Here is a 16,107-nt window from a genome sequence, read left to right as displayed (position 1 = left end):
TCAGGTCCAGCACGGTCAGTCCCTCAGCTCCAGCACCCCGGAGATACCGCCCCGCCGGGGCGACGGCGTCGCGTCCAGGGTCGCGTCGTCGGCTATGCGGCCGTCGAAGAAGCTGATCACCCGGTCCGCGGCGCTGGCCAGCCGGGCGTCGTGGGTGACCAGGACGATGCTCTGGCCGCGTGCGTGGAAGCGGGACAGCAGCCGCATCACCTCGCGGGTGCCCTTGCTGTCCAGGCTGCCGGCCGGCTCGTCGGCGAGGAGCAGCGGCGGATGGTTGACCAGCGCCCGGGCCAGTGCGACCCGCTGCTGCTCGCCGCCGGACAGCTCGCCCGGCATGCTGCGCTCCTTGCCCTCCAGTCCCAGCTCGGCGAGGAGCGCCTCCCGCTCGGCACGCGCCTTCTTCGGCGGGACGCCGGCCAGCAGAGCGGGCAGCTCGACGTTGTCGGCGACGGACAGGTTCGACACCAGGTTGAAGAACTGGAAGACGATCCCGATGGCCTTGCGCCGCTCCACCGCCCAGCGGGCCTCGCTGAAGGAGTCCGTGCACCGGCCGTCCAGCCAGACGCTGCCCGCGTCCGGCCGCTGCAGCCCGCCGAGCAGGTGCAGCAGGGTGGACTTGCCGGCTCCGGACGGCCCGGTGATCGCCACGAACTCGCCCCGGGCCACGTTCAGATCCACCCCGCGCACGGCGTGCGCGGGTGCGCCCTCGCCGTGGTGGGTCTTCACCAGACCCTCGGCGCGCAGCACCGGAGCGGGGTGCTCGGTCATTCCAGTTCCTCCTGGCACCGCTCCAGCCAGTCGAGGTCGGCCTGCAGGTGCAGCATCGCGCCCTCGATCAGCAGCTGGGCGATTCGGTTGTCCCGGTTCTCGGCCGCGGCCAGTTTCGACAGGTCGCGCATGGTGTTGAGGTACTGGCGCCGCTGCCGGTTGATGAGGGCGATCTGGTCGGCGAGACCGGTCTGCGAGGCCAGGGCGAGCTTCATGAAGAACTCGTCCCGCACCCGCGGCTCGTCCTCGGTCTCCTCGAACCAGACGCGCAGCGCCTCACGCCCGGCCTCGGTGAGGTGGTAGACCTTCTTGTTGGGTCGGCTGGACTGCTCGACGTCCTCGCCCGCGATCAGCCCGGTTTTCTCCAGGCGGCCGAGGGTGACGTAGATCTGGCCGACGTTCGGCTGAGGGTACGCGGCGCCCAGCAGTTGCTCAAGGTCCTGCTTCAGCTCGTAGCCGTGGGCCGGGCCGCGGGCGAGGAGTGCCAGGAGGGGCAGGCGCACTCGTGCTGTCCTCCTGTCTGCTCCATGTGCTCCAGGCCCTAGTATCGCGCATACCTAACGGGTATACATGGCCTCGGTCCTCGGACGAGGGTGGGCAAGGGTGCCCGTGGTGCCGGTGTACAGGGAGGAACCTATGCGGTGGATACACGCCGCCGGTAGGGGCCTTCTGGTTCTCGTGGTGATCCTGGCCGGGTACGTCACCTCCGGCGCCCGCGCCGACGAGACCGCCGGCGGCGGGCGCGGCCCGCTCACCCTGGCCACCGCCGGTGACCTCACCGGCTATCTCGGCCCGCTGCTCCAGGGCTGGAACCGCACCCATCCCGGCGAGAAGGTCACCCTGGTCGAGCTGCCGGACTCCGCCGACGAGACGCACGCGCAGATGACGACCGACCTGCGCGGCGGCGACCGGGGCCGGTTCGACGTGCTGAACATCGACGTCGACTGGACCTCGGAGTTCGCGGCGGCCGGCTGGATCCGCCCGCTGCCCCGCGACCGCTTCCCGCTGGACAGCTTCCTCCCGCCGGTCGTCGACACGGCCACGTACGACGGCCGGCTGTATGCCGTCCCGTATGTCACGAATGCCGGACTTCTCCTGTATCGCAAGGACATCCTCGCCAAGGAGGGTGTGCCCCCTCCGCGCACCTGGGCCGAGCTGGAGCGCGATGCCAGGACCATCGCGCCGAAGTACGGACTCGACGGCTACGCGGGTCAGTTCCTGCCCTACGAGGGCCTGACCGTGAACGCGGCCGAGGCGGTGTACTCGGCGGGAGGCACCATCCTCGGCGGCGAGGGCACCCGTGTCACCGTCGACTCGGCCGCCGCCCGCGAGGGCATCGGCTTCCTCGCCCGCGGTCTGCGCGAGGGCTGGATCCCGAAGCGTGCGCTGACCTACAAGGAGGAGGAGTCCAAGCAGGCCTTCCAGGACGGCGGGCTGCTCTTCCTGCGCAACTGGCCCTATGCCTACGCCGTGGCCTCGGAACGGGGCTCGAAGGTCGCCGGCCGGATCGGCGCCGTACCGCTGCCCGGCACCGACGGGCCGGGGACGAGCGTCCTCGGCGGCTCCAACCTCGCGGTCAACACCCACGCCCGGCACCCGGACTCCGCCGCGCGTCTGATCGCCTACCTCACCAGCGCGCCCGTGCAGCGCCAGGTGCTCACGCGGGGCGCGCTGCCACCCGTGCGCGCCGGGCTCTACGAGGACCCCGCGCTCATCAGGCGCTTCCCCTATCTGCCGACCCTGCGCACGGCCGTCCTCACCGCCCGGCCGCGCCCCAAGAGCCCGCACTACGACCAGGTCAGCCTGGCCGTGCAGGCGGTCGTGCAGGACGCGCTCACCGGACGCCAGACGCCCGGGCAGGCCGTGCGCCGGCTGGCGCGCGAACTCGACGCCATCGCCCGTCGCTAGTTACTTGTTAAGTAACGCCGCCATCACGACTGTCGCCGTCTTGGGGTGATTTGCCGGGGTTTGCGAGCCCAACTGGCCAGTATCTTCTGTTCACTTCGTTGACACCTTCGCTCGCCTCCTACCTAACATGCATGCATAACAGCCCCCCTTTCAGAGACAGGTTCCACAGGGTTGAACAGGCATCATTGGTGGCGGGACGCCGTGATCTACCAGGTCTACGTCCGCAGCTTCCTGGACAGCACCGGCGACGGCATCGGCGACCTCGCGGGCGTCCGGGCCGGGCTGCCGTACCTGAAGAAGCTCGGCGTCGACGGGATCTGGCTCAGCCCGTTCTACCCCTCGCCGCAGCACGACCACGGCTACGACGTGGCCGACTACCGCGACGTCGACCCGGTCTTCGGCGACCTCGCCGAGTTCGACCTGCTGATGGGGGCGGCCCGGCGGCTCGGCATCAAGGTGCTCCTCGACATCGTCCCCAACCACTGCTCCAGCGAGCACCCCTGGTTCCGCGAGGCCCTGGACAGCGCCCCCGGCAGCCCGGCCCGCGCCCGCTTCCACTTCGCCGACGGCCGCGGACCCGACGGCAGCGAGCCGCCCAACAACTGGCACGCCATGTTCGGCGGCCCGGCCTGGACCCGCGTCGCCGACGGCCAGTGGTACCTGCACATGTTCACGCCCGAGCAGCCCGACTGGAACTGGCGCAACCCCGAGATCCCCGACGAGTTCGACCGCGTCCTGCGGTTCTGGCTCGACCGGGGCGTGGACGGCTTCCGCATCGACGTCGCCGCCGGCCTGTTCAAGCACCCGGACCTCCCCGACTCCGACGACCCGGAGGCCGACGCCCGCACCCGCGACTCGGTCAACCCGCTCGCCTGGAACCAGCCCGAGGTGCACGAGGTGTGGCGCCGCTGGCGCGCCATCTGCGAGGAGTACGGCGCCCGGGACGGCCGCGAGCGCCTGCTCGTCGGCGAGGTCTCCGTGCCCACCGCCCGCGAACACGCCCTGTACGTCCGCCCCGACGAACTCCACCAGGCCTTCTTCTTCGACCTGCTCGGCGCCCCCTGGGACGCCGACGCCTTCCGCAAGGTCATCACCGAGGCCATGCAGGACATCGCCGGCACCGGCTCCACGGTCACCTGGGTCCTCAACAACCACGACCAGGTCCGCACCGTCACCCGCTACGGCGAACCGGCCCCCGGGGGCAGTGGCCTCGGCGCCGCCCGCGCCCGCGCCGCCGCACTGCTGATGCTGGCGCTGCCCGGAGCCGCGTACATCTACCAGGGCGAGGAACTGGGCCTGCCCGAGGTCGTCGACCTGCCCGACGACGTGCTCACCGACCCGATCTTCCGGCGCACCGGCAGCCGCGCCCGGATCCGCGACGGCTGCCGGGTGCCGCTGCCCTGGTCCGGGCAGGCCTCCCCGTTCGGCTTCACCTCGGGGGCCGAGGGCGCCAAGCCCTGGCTGCCGCAGCCCGAATACTTCGCCGAGTTCGCCACCGACCGCGCCCTCGCCGACACCCGCTCCTTCTGGCACCTCTACCGGGAGGGCCTGCACCTGCGCAAGACCCTTCCCCAGCTGGGCGAGGGCCCCCTGGAGTGGCTGGACACCCCGCCCGGCGTCCTCGCCTTCGCCCGCGGTGACGGCCTGGTCTGCGCCGTCAACTTCGGTACCGCCAACGCCCCCGCGCCGGTCTCCGGCACCCCCCTGCTGTCCAGCGGCCCGTGCCCGCCCGGCGTCCTGCCCGGCGCCACGGCGGCCTGGTGGCTGAACGACCTCTGACCCCCCCCGTTTCCCCAACCGATCCGAAAGGTCCGTCAACGATGATGCGACGACGTACGACCCTGCTCACGAGCTGCACCGCCCTGGCGCTCGCCCTCGGCGCCACCGCCTGCGGCGGCGGCCCCGTCTCCGCCGGTGGCGGCGACAAGGCCCTGAGCGGCCAGACCGTCACCGTGGCCGGCGTCTGGTCCGGCAGCGAGCAGAAGAACTTCCAGAAGGTCCTGGACGCGTTCACGGAGAAGACCGGCGCCAAGACCCAGTTCGTGTCGACCGGCGACAACGTCTCCACCGTCGTCGGCAGCAAGATCGAGGGCGGCAACGCACCCGACGTGGTGATGGTCCCGCAGGTCGGCGTCCTCCAGCAGTTCGCGAAGAAGGGCTGGCTCAAGCCGCTCTCGCCGACCGCACGGCAGACCATCGACGCCGGCTACGCCCCCGTGTGGCAGAAGTACGGCAGCGTCGACGGCACCCTCTACGGCCTCTACTTCAAGGCCGCCCACAAGTCGACGGTCTGGTACAGCCCCGACGCCCTCACCCAGGCCGGGGTCGAGACCCCGAAGACGTACGCCGACCTGCTCAAGGCCGGGCACACCGTCTCCGACTCCGGACTCGCCGCCTTCGCCGTCGCCGGACAGGACGGCTGGACCCTCACCGACTGGTTCGAGAACGTCTACCTCTCCCAGGCCGGCCCCGAGAAGTACGACGCCCTCGCCGCGCACAAGCTCAAGTGGACCGACCCCACCGTGGTCAAGGCGCTCACCACCCTCGGCAAGCTGTTCAAGGACAAGCAGCTGATCGCGGGCGGTCAGAAGGGGGCCCTGAACACCGACTTCCCCGGCTCCGTGGAGAAGGTCTTCGGGCCCAAGCCCGAGGCCGGCATGGTCTACGAGGGCGACTTCGTCGCCGGGGTCGCCCACGACCAGTACGGCCGGACCGTCGGCAAGGACGCGAACTTCTTCCCCTTCCCCGCGGTCGACGGCGGCACCGCACCGGTGGTCAGCGGCGGTGACGCGGCCGTCGTCCTCAAGGACGGCAAGAACGCCAAGGCCGGCATGAAGCTCCTGGAGTACCTCGCCACCCCCGAGGCCGCGGCCGTCTGGGCGAAGGCGGGCGGCTTCCTGTCCCCGAACAAGAAGCTGAACCTCTCCGCGTACGGCGACGACGTCACCCGTGCCACCGCCAAGTCCCTCGTCGGCGCCGGGGACTCGGTCCGCTTCGACATGTCCGACCAGGCGCCGGCGGCCTTCGGCGGCACCAAGGGGGCCGGCGAGTGGAAGCTCCTCCAGGACTTCCTGCGCGACCCGTCGGACCCGAAGGGCACCGCGGCGAAGCTGGAAGCCGCGGCGGCCAAGGCCTACCAGGACTGAGCGGCAGCACACCATGACCGCCACCACTGTCGAGAAGCAGCAGGCGGGCCCGCGGGCCGCCGGCCCGGCGCCCGTGCGCCGCGGCCGGCGGCGCGGCCGGCTCATCGCCCTGCTCTTCGTCTTCCCCGCGCTGCTCCTGCTCGGCGCCCTCGTCGTCTACCCGGTGCTGTTCTCCGTCGGCCGCAGCTTCTTCGACGCGTCCGGCACCCGGTTCGTCGGCGGCGCCAACTACGCCGAGATGTTCCGCGACCCGGCGACCCTGAAGGCCATCCGCAACACCACCATCTGGGTCGTCGTCGCCCCCGCCCTGCTCACCGGCCTCGGCCTGATCCTGGCCGTCCTGGTGGAGAAGGTCCGCTGGGCGACCGCCTTCAAACTGCTCCTGTTCATGCCGATGGCGGTGTCCTTCCTCGCCGCCGGCATCATCTTCCGGCTCGCCTACGACGAGGACCCGGACAAGGGCGTGCTCAACGCGGCCGTCGTCTCCGTCCACGACGCCTTCCAGGGCACGTCGACCTACCCGACCGCCCGTGGCCGCGCCGGACTGCTCACCCAGGACCGGGACGGCTCCTACCGTACGACCGCCTCGCCGGGTGACACGGTGACGCTGCCGATGGTCGGCGTCCTGCCCAAGGACCTGCCCGGCAACGCCTCGCCCGCCCGCACGGCCGCCGCCCGGAAGGCCGCGCCCGGCGAACTGCGCGGCGTCGTCTACCTGGACTTCACCCCCGGCGGGGGCGGCAAGCAGGGCAGGGTCGACGCCAAGGAGAGCGGCCTGCCCGGCATGAAGGTCCAGGCGGTGCGCGACGGGGAGACGGTCGCGACCGCGACCACCGCCGCCGACGGCTCCTTCCGCTTCTCCGGGCTGGACCGGGGCTCGTACACGGTGAAACTGCCCGAGTCGAACTTCGCCCCGCCCTACCAGGGCGTCTCCTGGCTCGGCCCCACCCTCGTCACCCCCGCGATCATCGGCGCCTACCTGTGGATCTGGACCGGTTTCGCGATGGTCCTGATCGGCGCGGGCCTCTCCACGCTCCCCCGTGACGCCCTGGAGGCCGCCCGGATGGACGGGGCCAACGAGTGGCAGATCTTCCGCCGGATCACCGTCCCGCTGCTCGCGCCCGTGCTCACCGTGGTCTTCGTGACCCTGGTGATCAACGTGATGAAGGTCTTCGACCTCGTCTACATCATCGCGCCCGGCCCGGTGCAGGAGGACGCCACCGTCCTCGCCACCCAGATGTGGCTGGTCTCCTTCGGCGGCGGCAACGACCAGGGCCTCGGCAGCGCCCTCGGCGTGCTGCTCCTGCTCCTGGTGATCCCCGCGATGGTCTTCAACGTCCGCCGTTTCCGCAACAGTCAGCGATGAGGAGTCAGCGATGAACGCAATCAGGCGCGGCCTGGGCAGCGGCCTGGTGCAGGCCTTCCTGGTGGTCATCGGCCTGGTCTGGCTGACCCCGCTGGCCGGACTGTTCGTGTCCTCCCTGCGCTCGGCCCAGGACACCGCGAAGGGCGGCTGGTGGACGGCGCTGGCCGGCCCCGGCCAGCTGTCCTTCGACAACTACGCGGCGCTGCTGAAGAACGCGGGCATCACCCAGGCCTTCTGGAACACCGTGCTGATCTCGGTGCCGGCCACCACCCTGGTGGTGGTCATCGCGGCCCTCGCCGGATACGCCTTCGCCTGGCTGGACTTCCCGTTCCGGGAGCCCCTGTTCCTGCTGGTGGTGGCCCTGTTGGTGGTGCCGGTGCAGATCGGCCTGCTGCCCGTCGCCAAACTCTTCGGCGCGCTGGGCCTGTTCGGCACGATCCCCGGGGTCGTCCTCTTCCACGTCGCCTACGGCCTGCCCTTCGCCGTCTTCCTGCTCCGCAACTACTTCGCGGACATTCCGAAGGAGATGCTGGAGGCGGCCCGGATGGACGGCGGCAGCGAGTGGCGCATCTTCACCCGGCTGGTCCTGCCGGTGGGCCGCCCCGCGATCGCCTCGCTCGCCATCTTCCAGTTCCTGTGGGTCTGGAACGACATGCTGGTCGCCCTGCTCTTCGCGGACAGCTCCTCCCAGCCGCTGACCGTGCAACTCCAGTCCCAGATCCGCCAGTTCGGCAGCAACATCGACGTCCTGGCGCCGGGCGCCTTCCTGTCTCTGATCGTGCCGGTCGTGGTGTTCTTCGCCTTCCAGCGGCACTTCGTGCAGGGCGTGATGGCGGGGTCGGTGAAATAGCGGCGGCGGGGGCCGGAACCCCCGCCGCGGCTACACCCGTCCGAGCGTCACGGAGACGCCGGCGGATACAGCGACCTCGGCAGCTGGGAGGCCGCCGCCGAGTCCAGGAGCCACAGGGTGCGCGAGCGGCCGTACGCGCCCGCCGCCGGCGCCTGGATCTCGCCCGCGCCCGACAGGGCGATGGCCGCGGCCTCCGCCTTGTCCTCGCCGGCCGCGAGGAGCCAGACCTCACGGGCCGCGCGGATCGCCGGGAGGGTGAGGGAGATCCGGGTCGGCGGGGGCTTCGGGGCGCCGTGCACGCCGACCACCGTGCGCTCCGTCTCCCGGACCGCGGGCAGCTCCGGGAAGAGCGAGGCCACATGGGTGTCCGGGCCGACGCCCAGCATCAGGACGTCGAAGGTGGGCACCGCGCCATGGTTCTCCGGGCCGGCCGCCTTCGCCAGCTCCGTCGCGTACGCCTCGGCCGCCGCGTCGACGTCCGTACCGTACGGGCCGTCGGAGGCGGGCATGGCGTGCACGCGCTCCGGGTCCAGCGGCACCGAGTCCAGCAGGGCCTGGCGGGCCTGCGTGACATTGCGCTCGGGGTCGCCCTCGGGGAGGTAGCGCTCGTCGCCCCACCACAGGTCCAGGCGGCCCCAGTCGACGGCGTCCCGGGCGGGAGCCGCCGCCAGCGCGGCCAGCAGGCCGTTGCCGTTGCGGCCGCCTGTGAGGACCACGGACGCGGTGCCCCGGGAGGCCTGCGCATCCACGATCTTCGTGATCAGGCGGGCCGCGGCGGCCTGCGCCATCAGCTCCTTGTCGTGGTGGACGACCAGCTGCGGAGTGCTCACTTCGCCGCCGCCTTCCTCGCCGGTGCCTTCTTCGCGGTCTTGGCCGCCGCCTTCTTCGCGGGGGCCTTGGCCGCCTCCTCGACCGGTTCCGGTTCCGCGACCGGTTCGGCCGGGGCCTCGGACGCCTGCTGCGGAACCGCGTGCAGCCGCTCCACGCCGTAACGCAGCGCCGACGCGTAGGTGTCGTCCGGGTCCAGCCGGCGCAGCTCCTCCGCGATCAGCTCGGCGGTGTCCCGCCGCTTCAGCGCCACCGCGCGGGCCGGCTGGCCCTCGATGGACAGCGTGGCCAGCGAGCCGTCGGCCCGGTCCAGCACGATCGGGCCCTGGCTGGTGTCCATGCGGACCGCCGTCAGACCCGGACCGGAGGACAGCGAACGCTTCACGGGCACGTCCAGCCGGTCCGCGAGCCACATCGCCAGCAGCTCACAGCTCGGGTTGAACTCCTCGCCCTCCACCTCGACGGCCTCCACCTGACAGGTGACCTGGTCCAGGGCCGCCGCCAGCATCGAGCGCCACGGCGTGATCCGGGTCCAGGACAGGTCGGTGTCGCCGGGCGTGTAGGCCGAGGCACGGGCGGACAGCTCCCGCACCGGCTGCTCGGCGGCGTAGCTGTCGGTGACCCGGCGCTGGGCGAGCGCGCCCAGCGGGTCCTTCGCCGGGTCGAGCGGGGCGTTCACCGGCCACCACACGACCACCGGGGCGTCCGGCAGCAGCAGCGGCAGCACCACCGAGTCGGCGTGGTCCGCGGCCTCGCCGTACAGCCGCAGCACGACCGTCTCGCCGGTGCCCGCCTCCGCGCCCACCCGCACCTCGGCATCCAGCCGCGAGGACGTACGGTCACGCGGCGAACGCGAGACCCGCTTGATGACCACCAGCGTGCGCGAGGGGTGCTCGCGCGAGGCGTCGTTGGCGGCCTTCAGGGCGTCGTAGGCGTTCTCCTCGTCGGTGACGATGACCAGGGTGAGGACCATGCCGACGGCGGGCGTGCCGATGGCGCGGCGGCCCTGCACGAGCGCCTTGTTGATCTCTCCGGCGGTGGTGTCGGTCAGGTCTATCTTCATGGCCGCCGCCAGCTCCGTCCGTCTCGTGCGAGCATCTCGTCCGCCTCCACGGGACCCCAGGTGCCCGACTTGTACTGCGCGGGCCTGCCGTGCTTGTCCCAGTACTCCTCGATCGGGTCGAGGATCTTCCAGGACAGCTCGACCTCCTCCGTGCGCGGGAAGAGGTTGGCGTCGCCGAGCAGCACGTCCAGGATGAGCCGCTCGTACGCCTCCGGGCTGGACTCCGTGAACGACTCGCCGTAGGCGAAGTCCATGGAGACGTCCCGGATCTCCATCGAGGTGCCCGGCACCTTGGAACCGAAGCGGACCGTGACGCCCTCGTCCGGCTGGACGCGGATGACGATCGCGTTCTGGCCCAGCTCCTCCGTCGCCGTGGTGTCGAAGGGGGAGTGCGGGGCCCGCTGGAAGACGACCGCGATCTCGGTGACCCGGCGGCCGAGGCGCTTGCCGGTGCGCAGGTAGAAGGGGACGCCCGCCCAGCGGCGGTTGTCGATCTCCAGCTTGACCGCGGCGTAGGTGTCGGTCTTCGACTTGGCGTCGATGCCCTCCTCTTCGAGGTAGCCGATGACCTTCTGGCCGCCCTGCCAGCCCGCCGCGTACTGCCCGCGCACGGTGTTGGCGCCCAGGTCCTTCGGCAGCCGGACGGCGCCGAGCACCTTCTCCTTCTCCGCGGCCAGCGCGTCCGCGTCGAAGGAGGCGGGCTCCTCCATGGCCGTGAGGGCCATGAGCTGGAGCAGGTGGTTCTGGATGACGTCACGGGCGGCGCCGATGCCGTCGTAGTAGCCGGCCCGGCCGCCGATGCCGATGTCCTCGGCCATCGTGATCTGCACGTGGTCCACGAAGGACCGGTTCCAGATCGGCTCGAACATCGTGTTGGCGAAGCGCAGTGCCAGGATGTTCTGGACGGTCTCCTTGCCGAGGTAGTGGTCGATCCGGAAGACCTGTTCCGGCTCGAACACCTCGTGCACGACCTTGTTCAGCTCCTCGGCCGACGCCAGGTCGTGCCCGAACGGCTTCTCGATGACCGCGCGCCGCCAGGAACCACCGGTCTGGTCGGCCAGACCGTGCTTCTTCAGCTGCTGGATGACCACCGGGAAGGAGCGGGGCGGCACCGACAGGTAGAAGGCGAAGTTCCCGCCCGTGCCCTGTGCCTTGTCCAGCTCCTCGATGGTGGCGCGCAGCCGCTCGAACGCCTCGTCGTCGTCGAAGGTGCCCTGCACGAAGCGCATCCCCTGGAGGAGCTGCTGCCAGACCTCCTCGCGGAAGGGAGTGCGCGAGTGCTCCTTGACCGCGTCGTGGACGACCTCGGCGAAGTCCTCGTGCTCCCAGTCGCGGCGGGCGAAGCCCACCAGTGAGAAGCCCGGCGGCAGCAGACCCCGGTTGGCGAGGTCGTACACCGCGGGCATCAGCTTCTTGCGCGACAGGTCGCCCGTGACGCCGAAGATGACCAGGCCCGACGGCCCCGCGATGCGCGGGAGCCGTCGGTCGGCCGGGTCACGAAGCGGGTTCGCTCCGGAACCGGAAACGGGTGACAACTCAGCCCTCCGAAGGGGCGAGGCGCTCGAGCTCCGCCTGGGTCGACTTGAGCAGGTCGTTCCAGGACGCCTCGAACTTCTCGACGCCCTCGTCCTCCAGCACCTGCACGACGTCGTCGTAGGAGATGCCGAGCTTCTCCAGCGCGTCGAGGTCGGCGCGCGCCTGCTCGTAGGTGCCGGCGATGGTGTTGCCGGTGATCTCGCCGTGGTCCTCGGTGGCCTCCAGCGTGGCCTCCGGCATGGTGTTGACCGTGTTCGGGGCGACCAGCTCGGTGACGTACAGGGTGTCCGGGTACGCCGGGTCCTTCACGCCGGTCGACGCCCACAGCGGACGCTGCTTGTTGGCGCCCGCGTTCTCCAGCGCGCTCCAGCGGTCCGAGGAGAAGACCTCCTCGTACGCCTGGTACGCCAGCCGCGCGTTGGCGACGGCGGCCTTGCCGCGCAGCGCCTTGGCCTCGTCGGTGCCGATCGAGTCCAGGCGCTTGTCGATCTCGGTGTCCACGCGGGACACGAAGAAGGACGCCACCGAGTGGATCTTGGACAGGTCCAGGCCGCGCTCCTTGGCCTTCTCCAGACCGCTCAGGTAGGCGTCCATGACCGCGCGGTAGCGCTCCAGCGAGAAGATCAGCGTGACGTTGACGCTGATGCCGCGGCCGATGACCTCGGTGATCGCCGGGACGCCCGCCATGGTGGCCGGGATCTTGATGAGGGTGTTCGGGCGGTCCACCAGCCAGGCCAGCTGCTTGGCCTCGGCGACGGTGGCGTGCTCGTTGTGCGCGAGACGGGGGTCGACCTCGATGGAGACCCGGCCGTCCTGGCCGTTCGTGGCGTCGAAGACCGGGCGCAGGATGTCGGCGGCGTCGCGGACGTCCGCCGTGGTGATCATGCGGATGGCCTCTTCGACGGTGACCTTGCGGGCGGCGAGGTCCGACAGCTGCTGGTCGTAGCCGTCGCCCTGCGAGATCGCCTTCTGGAAGATCGTCGGGTTGGTGGTGACGCCCACGACGTGCTGCTGGTCGATCAGCTCGGCGAGGTTGCCGGACGTGATCCGCTTGCGCGACAGGTCGTCCAGCCAGATCGCGACGCCTTCCTCGGAGAGGCGCTTGAGTGCGTCTGTCATGGAATTACATCTCCTACGTGTCGTATGTGAGCGTCAGCGCTGGGCGTCGGCGAGGGATTCCCGCGCCTTCGCGGCCACGTTCTCCCCGGTGAAGCCGAACTCCTTGAAGAGGACCTTGGCATCGGCGGAAGCACCGAAGTGCTCCAGCGAAACGATGCGGCCGGCGTCCCCCACGTACTTGTGCCACGTCAGGCCGACGCCCGCCTCCACGGCGACCCGGGCCCTGACGGACGGCGGCAGTACGGAGTCCCGGTACCCCTGGTCCTGCTGCTCGAACCACTCCACCGAGGGCATGGACACGACCCGTGTCGGGACGCCCTCGGCCTGGAGCCGCTCACGGGCCTCGACGGCCACGTGCACCTCGGAACCGGTGGCGATCAGGATCACCTGCGGCTCGCCGCCCTCGGCCTCGAACAGGACGTAGCCGCCACGAGCGGCGTCCTCGTTCGGCTCGTACGTCGGCACGCCCTGGCGGGTGAGCGCGAGGCCGTGCGGCTGGCCCTTGCCGAACTCCTTGGTCCAGCGCTTGAGGATCTCGCGCCAGGCGATCGCGGTCTCGTTGGCGTCCGCCGGACGCACGATGTTCAGGCCCGGGATGGCGCGCAGCGAGGCCAGGTGCTCGACCGGCTGGTGGGTGGGGCCGTCCTCGCCGAGGCCGATGGAGTCGTGCGTCCACACGTACGTCACCGGCAGGTGCATCAGGGCCGACAGGCGCACGGCGTTGCGCATGTAGTCGGAGAAGACGAGGAAGGTGCCGCCGTAGACACGCGTGTTGCCGTGCAGGGTGATGCCGTTCAGCTCCGCGCCCATGGAGTGCTCGCGGATACCGAAGTGGATCGTGCGGCCGTACGGGTTGGCCTCCGGCAGCGGGTTGCCCTCGGGCAGGAACGAGCTGTCCTTGTCGATCGTGGTGTTGTTCGAGCCGGCGAGGTCGGCGGAGCCGCCCCACAGCTCGGGGATCACCGCGCCGAGCGCCTGCAGCACCTTGCCGGACGCCGCACGCGTCGCGACGGCCTTGCCGGGCTCGAAGACCGGGAGCTTCTCCTCCCAGCCGGTGGGCAGCTCGCCCTTGGCGATCCGGTCGAACTCGGCGGCCCGCTCGGGGTTGGCGTCCCGCCACACCTGGAGGGACTTCTCCCACTCGGCCTTCGCCTCGGCACCCCGCTCCAGCGCCCTGCGGGTGTGCGCGATGACCTCGTCGGCGACCTCGAAGGTCTGCTCCGGGTCGAAGCCGAGGACGCGCTTGGTGGCCGCGACCTCCTCCTCGCCCAGCGCCGAGCCGTGCGCGGCCTCGGTGTTCTGCGCGTTCGGGGCCGGCCAGGCGATGATCGAGCGCATCGCGATGAAGGACGGCTTGTCCGTGACCTTCTTCGCCTCCTGGATCGCGGCGAAGATCGCCTGCGGATCCAGGTCGCCGTCGGCCTTGGCCTCCACCCGCTGCACGTGCCAGCCGTAGGCCTCGTACCGCTTGACGGTGTCCTCGGAGACGGCCGTCTCGGTGTCGCCCTCGATCGAGATGTGGTTGTCGTCCCACAGCAGGATCAGGTTGCCCAGCTTCTGGTGGCCGGCCAGCGAGGACGCCTCGGCGGAGATGCCCTCCTGGAGGCAGCCGTCACCGGCGATGCAGTAGACGAAGTGGTCGAAGGGCGACTCGCCGGCCGGGGCCTCCGGGTCGAACAGACCGCGCTCGTAGCGGGCGGCCATCGCCATGCCCACCGCGTTGGCCACACCCTGGCCCAGCGGGCCCGTGGTGGTCTCGACACCCTTGGTGTGCCCGTACTCCGGGTGACCCGGGGTCTTCGAACCCCACGTGCGGAACGCCTTCAGGTCGTCCAGCTCCAGGCCGAAACCGGCCAGGTAGAGCTGGGTGTAGAGGGTCAGGGACGAGTGGCCGGCGGACAGCACGAAGCGGTCGCGCCCCACCCACTCGGGGTCGGCCGGGTCGTGCCGCATCACCTTCTGGAAGAGGGTGTAGGCGGCCGGGGCCAGGCTCATCGCCGTACCGGGATGGCCGTTGCCGACCTTCTGTACGGCGTCTGCGGCCAGGACACGGGCGGTGTCCACGGCCCGCTGGTCCAGCTCGGTCCACTCAAGGTCTGTGGTGGTCGGCTTGGTGCTCACCCTGGGTCAGGGCTCCTCTCCACATGTCGGTCGCCGGTCGTCGGGGCATGCGCCCACCCGGCCGCCGGGGGGCTTGTCGCCCACCGGCCGTTGTCGAGCCTACCCCCGTAAGGACGTGCGTTTTTTCGAGTGTTTCCAGACTGCCGGGACTCGGTGCGATCCGCCTCCCGACCGGCCGACAAGCCGTTCGGCACATGAATACGGAGGCGGTCATCTGAGCGCTCAATCGAGTGCCCGCTCCCCTCTTATGGGACGTGCTCCAACACGACCCCACCCCCGCGAAGGCCGGGGTATGGGCAACGTCTAAAGTGGCGTGGTACGCGCGAGCCCTTACCGTCAGTTCACACGGGGAGGCTCGCTGGGATGTCTCTGTCAGGGGTGTGCGTGACGGCCGTCGAATCCCGTCCTGGGGGTGTGCTGGCTGGTGCGAGCCAGAGCCCGGTTCACCGGCCGTTCGGGGCCCGTGTCAAGGCGTTCGTGGCTCTGACCAAGCCGCGGATCATCGAGCTGCTGCTCATCACCACCGTTCCGGTGATGTTCCTGGCGCAGCAGGGCGTGCCCGACCTCGGGCTGGTCCTTCTCACCTGCCTCGGCGGTTATCTGTCCGCGGGCGGCGCCAACGCGCTGAACATGTACATCGACCGGGACATCGACGCCCTGATGGACCGCACCTCGCAGCGGCCCCTGGTGACCGGCATGGTCAGCCCGCGCGAGTGCCTGGCCTTCGGCATCACCCTGGCCGTCGTCTCGACGCTGCTGTTCGGCCTCACCGTCAACTGGCTGAGCGCCTGGCTCTCGCTCGGGGCCCTCCTCTTCTACGTCGTCGTCTACACGATGATCCTCAAGCGGCGTACGTCGCAGAACATCGTGTGGGGCGGCATCGCGGGCTGCATGCCGGTGCTGATCGGCTGGTCGGCCGTGACGAACTCACTCTCCTGGGCGCCGCTCATCCTCTTCATGGTGATCTTCTTCTGGACGCCGCCGCACTACTGGCCGCTGTCCATGAAGGTCAAGGAGGACTACGCGCGCGCGGGCGTGCCGATGCTGCCGGTCATCGCGTCCAACAAGGTCGTCGCCCGGCAGATCGTCATCTACAGCTGGGTGATGGTCGCCGTCTCGCTGCTGCTCACCCCGCTCGGCTACACGGGCTGGTTCTACACGGCCGTGGCCCTCGCCTCGGGCGGCTGGTGGCTGTGGGAGGCGCACGCCCTGCAGCACCGGGCCAGGACCGAGGTCACGGGCGCGAAGCTGAAGGAGATGCGGCTCTTCCACTGGTCCATCACCTATGTGTCCCTGCTGTTCGTGGCGATCGCGGTGGACCCGTTCCTGCGCTGAGGCGCGGCGGGCGTATGTCACAGAGCCCTGATCTCGCCAGCTGATCTACCCGTCGGTAGCATCCTGG

General features: G+C 70.6%; 13 protein-coding genes. 6 read left to right on the top strand and 7 right to left on the bottom strand.

Annotated elements, in window-relative coordinates:
• Window positions 1-15 precede the first annotated feature (15 nt).
• Entirely contained in the window at window positions 16-768 is a 753-nt protein-coding gene (locus S1361_RS10665) for an ABC transporter ATP-binding protein (protein ID WP_208031609.1), read from the bottom strand.
• Entirely contained in the window at window positions 765-1,271 is a 507-nt protein-coding gene (locus S1361_RS10660) for a PadR family transcriptional regulator (protein ID WP_208031608.1), read from the bottom strand. The genes S1361_RS10665 and S1361_RS10660 overlap by 4 nt, the downstream gene beginning before the upstream one ends.
• Window positions 1,272-1,404: 133 nt before the next feature.
• Between S1361_RS10660 and S1361_RS10655 the strand changes: the two genes are divergently transcribed.
• The 5 genes from S1361_RS10655 (at window position 1,405) to S1361_RS10635 (ending at window position 8,038) form a co-directional block, all read left to right on the top strand.
• Entirely contained in the window at window positions 1,405-2,676 is a 1,272-nt protein-coding gene (locus S1361_RS10655) for an ABC transporter substrate-binding protein (RefSeq protein ID WP_208031607.1), read from the top strand.
• Between the two features lie 171 nt (window positions 2,677-2,847).
• Window positions 2,848-4,455 carry a glycoside hydrolase family 13 protein gene (locus tag S1361_RS10650; RefSeq protein ID WP_208031606.1) on the top strand — a complete coding sequence of 536 codons (1,608 nt, stop codon included), beginning with the start codon at window positions 2,848-2,850 and terminating at the stop codon, window positions 4,453-4,455.
• A 41-nt stretch (window positions 4,456-4,496) separates the two neighbouring features.
• On the top strand, window positions 4,497-5,822 hold the full coding sequence (locus S1361_RS10645; RefSeq protein WP_208031605.1) for an ABC transporter substrate-binding protein: 1,326 nt from the start codon (window positions 4,497-4,499) through the stop codon (window positions 5,820-5,822).
• A 13-nt stretch (window positions 5,823-5,835) separates the two neighbouring features.
• Window positions 5,836-7,188, top strand: coding sequence for a carbohydrate ABC transporter permease (locus S1361_RS10640; RefSeq protein ID WP_208031604.1), 1,353 nt, complete (start codon window positions 5,836-5,838; stop codon window positions 7,186-7,188).
• A 10-nt stretch (window positions 7,189-7,198) separates the two neighbouring features.
• The gene (locus tag S1361_RS10635; RefSeq protein ID WP_208031603.1) at window positions 7,199-8,038 is read left to right on the top strand and encodes a carbohydrate ABC transporter permease; all 840 of its coding nucleotides are present in this window, start codon (window positions 7,199-7,201) and stop codon (window positions 8,036-8,038) included.
• A 47-nt stretch (window positions 8,039-8,085) separates the two neighbouring features.
• Here the strand turns inward: S1361_RS10635 and pgl are convergent, their stop codons facing one another.
• The 5 genes from pgl to tkt are packed head-to-tail and all read right to left on the bottom strand — an operon-like array spanning window position 8,086 to window position 14,705.
• Window positions 8,086-8,868, bottom strand: coding sequence for a 6-phosphogluconolactonase (gene pgl / locus S1361_RS10630; RefSeq protein WP_208031602.1), 783 nt, complete (start codon window positions 8,866-8,868; stop codon window positions 8,086-8,088).
• Window positions 8,865-9,929: a glucose-6-phosphate dehydrogenase assembly protein OpcA gene (gene opcA / locus S1361_RS10625; protein ID WP_208031601.1), complete on the bottom strand. Its 1,065-nt coding sequence runs from the start codon at window positions 9,927-9,929 to the stop codon at window positions 8,865-8,867. The genes pgl and opcA overlap by 4 nt, the downstream gene beginning before the upstream one ends.
• Entirely contained in the window at window positions 9,926-11,464 is a 1,539-nt protein-coding gene (gene zwf / locus S1361_RS10620) for a glucose-6-phosphate dehydrogenase (RefSeq protein ID WP_208031600.1), read from the bottom strand. Before zwf ends, opcA begins: the two co-directional genes overlap by 4 nt.
• A 1-nt stretch (window position 11,465) precedes the next feature.
• Complete coding sequence (gene tal / locus S1361_RS10615; protein ID WP_208031599.1) at window positions 11,466-12,584, bottom strand: transaldolase; 1,119 nt, start codon at window positions 12,582-12,584, stop codon at window positions 11,466-11,468.
• 33 nt (window positions 12,585-12,617) lie between these two features.
• Entirely contained in the window at window positions 12,618-14,705 is a 2,088-nt protein-coding gene (tkt, locus tag S1361_RS10610; protein ID WP_208031598.1) for a transketolase, read from the bottom strand.
• A gap of 363 nt (window positions 14,706-15,068) precedes the next feature.
• Between tkt and S1361_RS10605 the strand changes: the two genes are divergently transcribed.
• Window positions 15,069-16,040 (top strand): heme o synthase, encoded by a 972-nt coding sequence (locus S1361_RS10605; protein ID WP_208031597.1) that lies wholly within the window; start codon window positions 15,069-15,071, stop codon window positions 16,038-16,040.
• Window positions 16,041-16,107 lie beyond the last annotated feature (67 nt).

It is taken from the genome of Streptomyces cyanogenus (genome assembly GCF_017526105.1).
In the GTDB taxonomy this organism is placed as follows: domain Bacteria; phylum Actinomycetota; class Actinomycetes; order Streptomycetales; family Streptomycetaceae; genus Streptomyces; species Streptomyces cyanogenus.
Note: the sequence above shows the minus strand (reverse complement) of the source record. Positions and strands in the feature narration are given on the sequence as shown.

Excerpts from the sequence above, each read along its gene's own strand:
- opcA (WP_208031601.1), bottom strand. The coding sequence starts at position 9,929 with ATGAAGATAGACCTGACCGACACCACCGCCGGAGAGATCAACAAGGCG.
- S1361_RS10635 (WP_208031603.1), top strand. The coding sequence starts at position 7,199 with ATGAACGCAATCAGGCGCGGCCTGGGCAGCGGCCTGGTGCAGGCCTTC.
- S1361_RS10665 (WP_208031609.1), bottom strand. The coding sequence starts at position 768 with ATGACCGAGCACCCCGCTCCGGTGCTGCGCGCCGAGGGTCTGGTGAAG.
- S1361_RS10605 (WP_208031597.1), top strand. The coding sequence starts at position 15,069 with ATGTCTCTGTCAGGGGTGTGCGTGACGGCCGTCGAATCCCGTCCTGGG.
- S1361_RS10640 (WP_208031604.1), top strand. The coding sequence starts at position 5,836 with ATGACCGCCACCACTGTCGAGAAGCAGCAGGCGGGCCCGCGGGCCGCC.
- S1361_RS10645 (WP_208031605.1), top strand. The coding sequence starts at position 4,497 with ATGATGCGACGACGTACGACCCTGCTCACGAGCTGCACCGCCCTGGCG.
- tal (WP_208031599.1), bottom strand. The coding sequence starts at position 12,584 with ATGACAGACGCACTCAAGCGCCTCTCCGAGGAAGGCGTCGCGATCTGG.
- S1361_RS10655 (WP_208031607.1), top strand. The coding sequence starts at position 1,405 with ATGCGGTGGATACACGCCGCCGGTAGGGGCCTTCTGGTTCTCGTGGTG.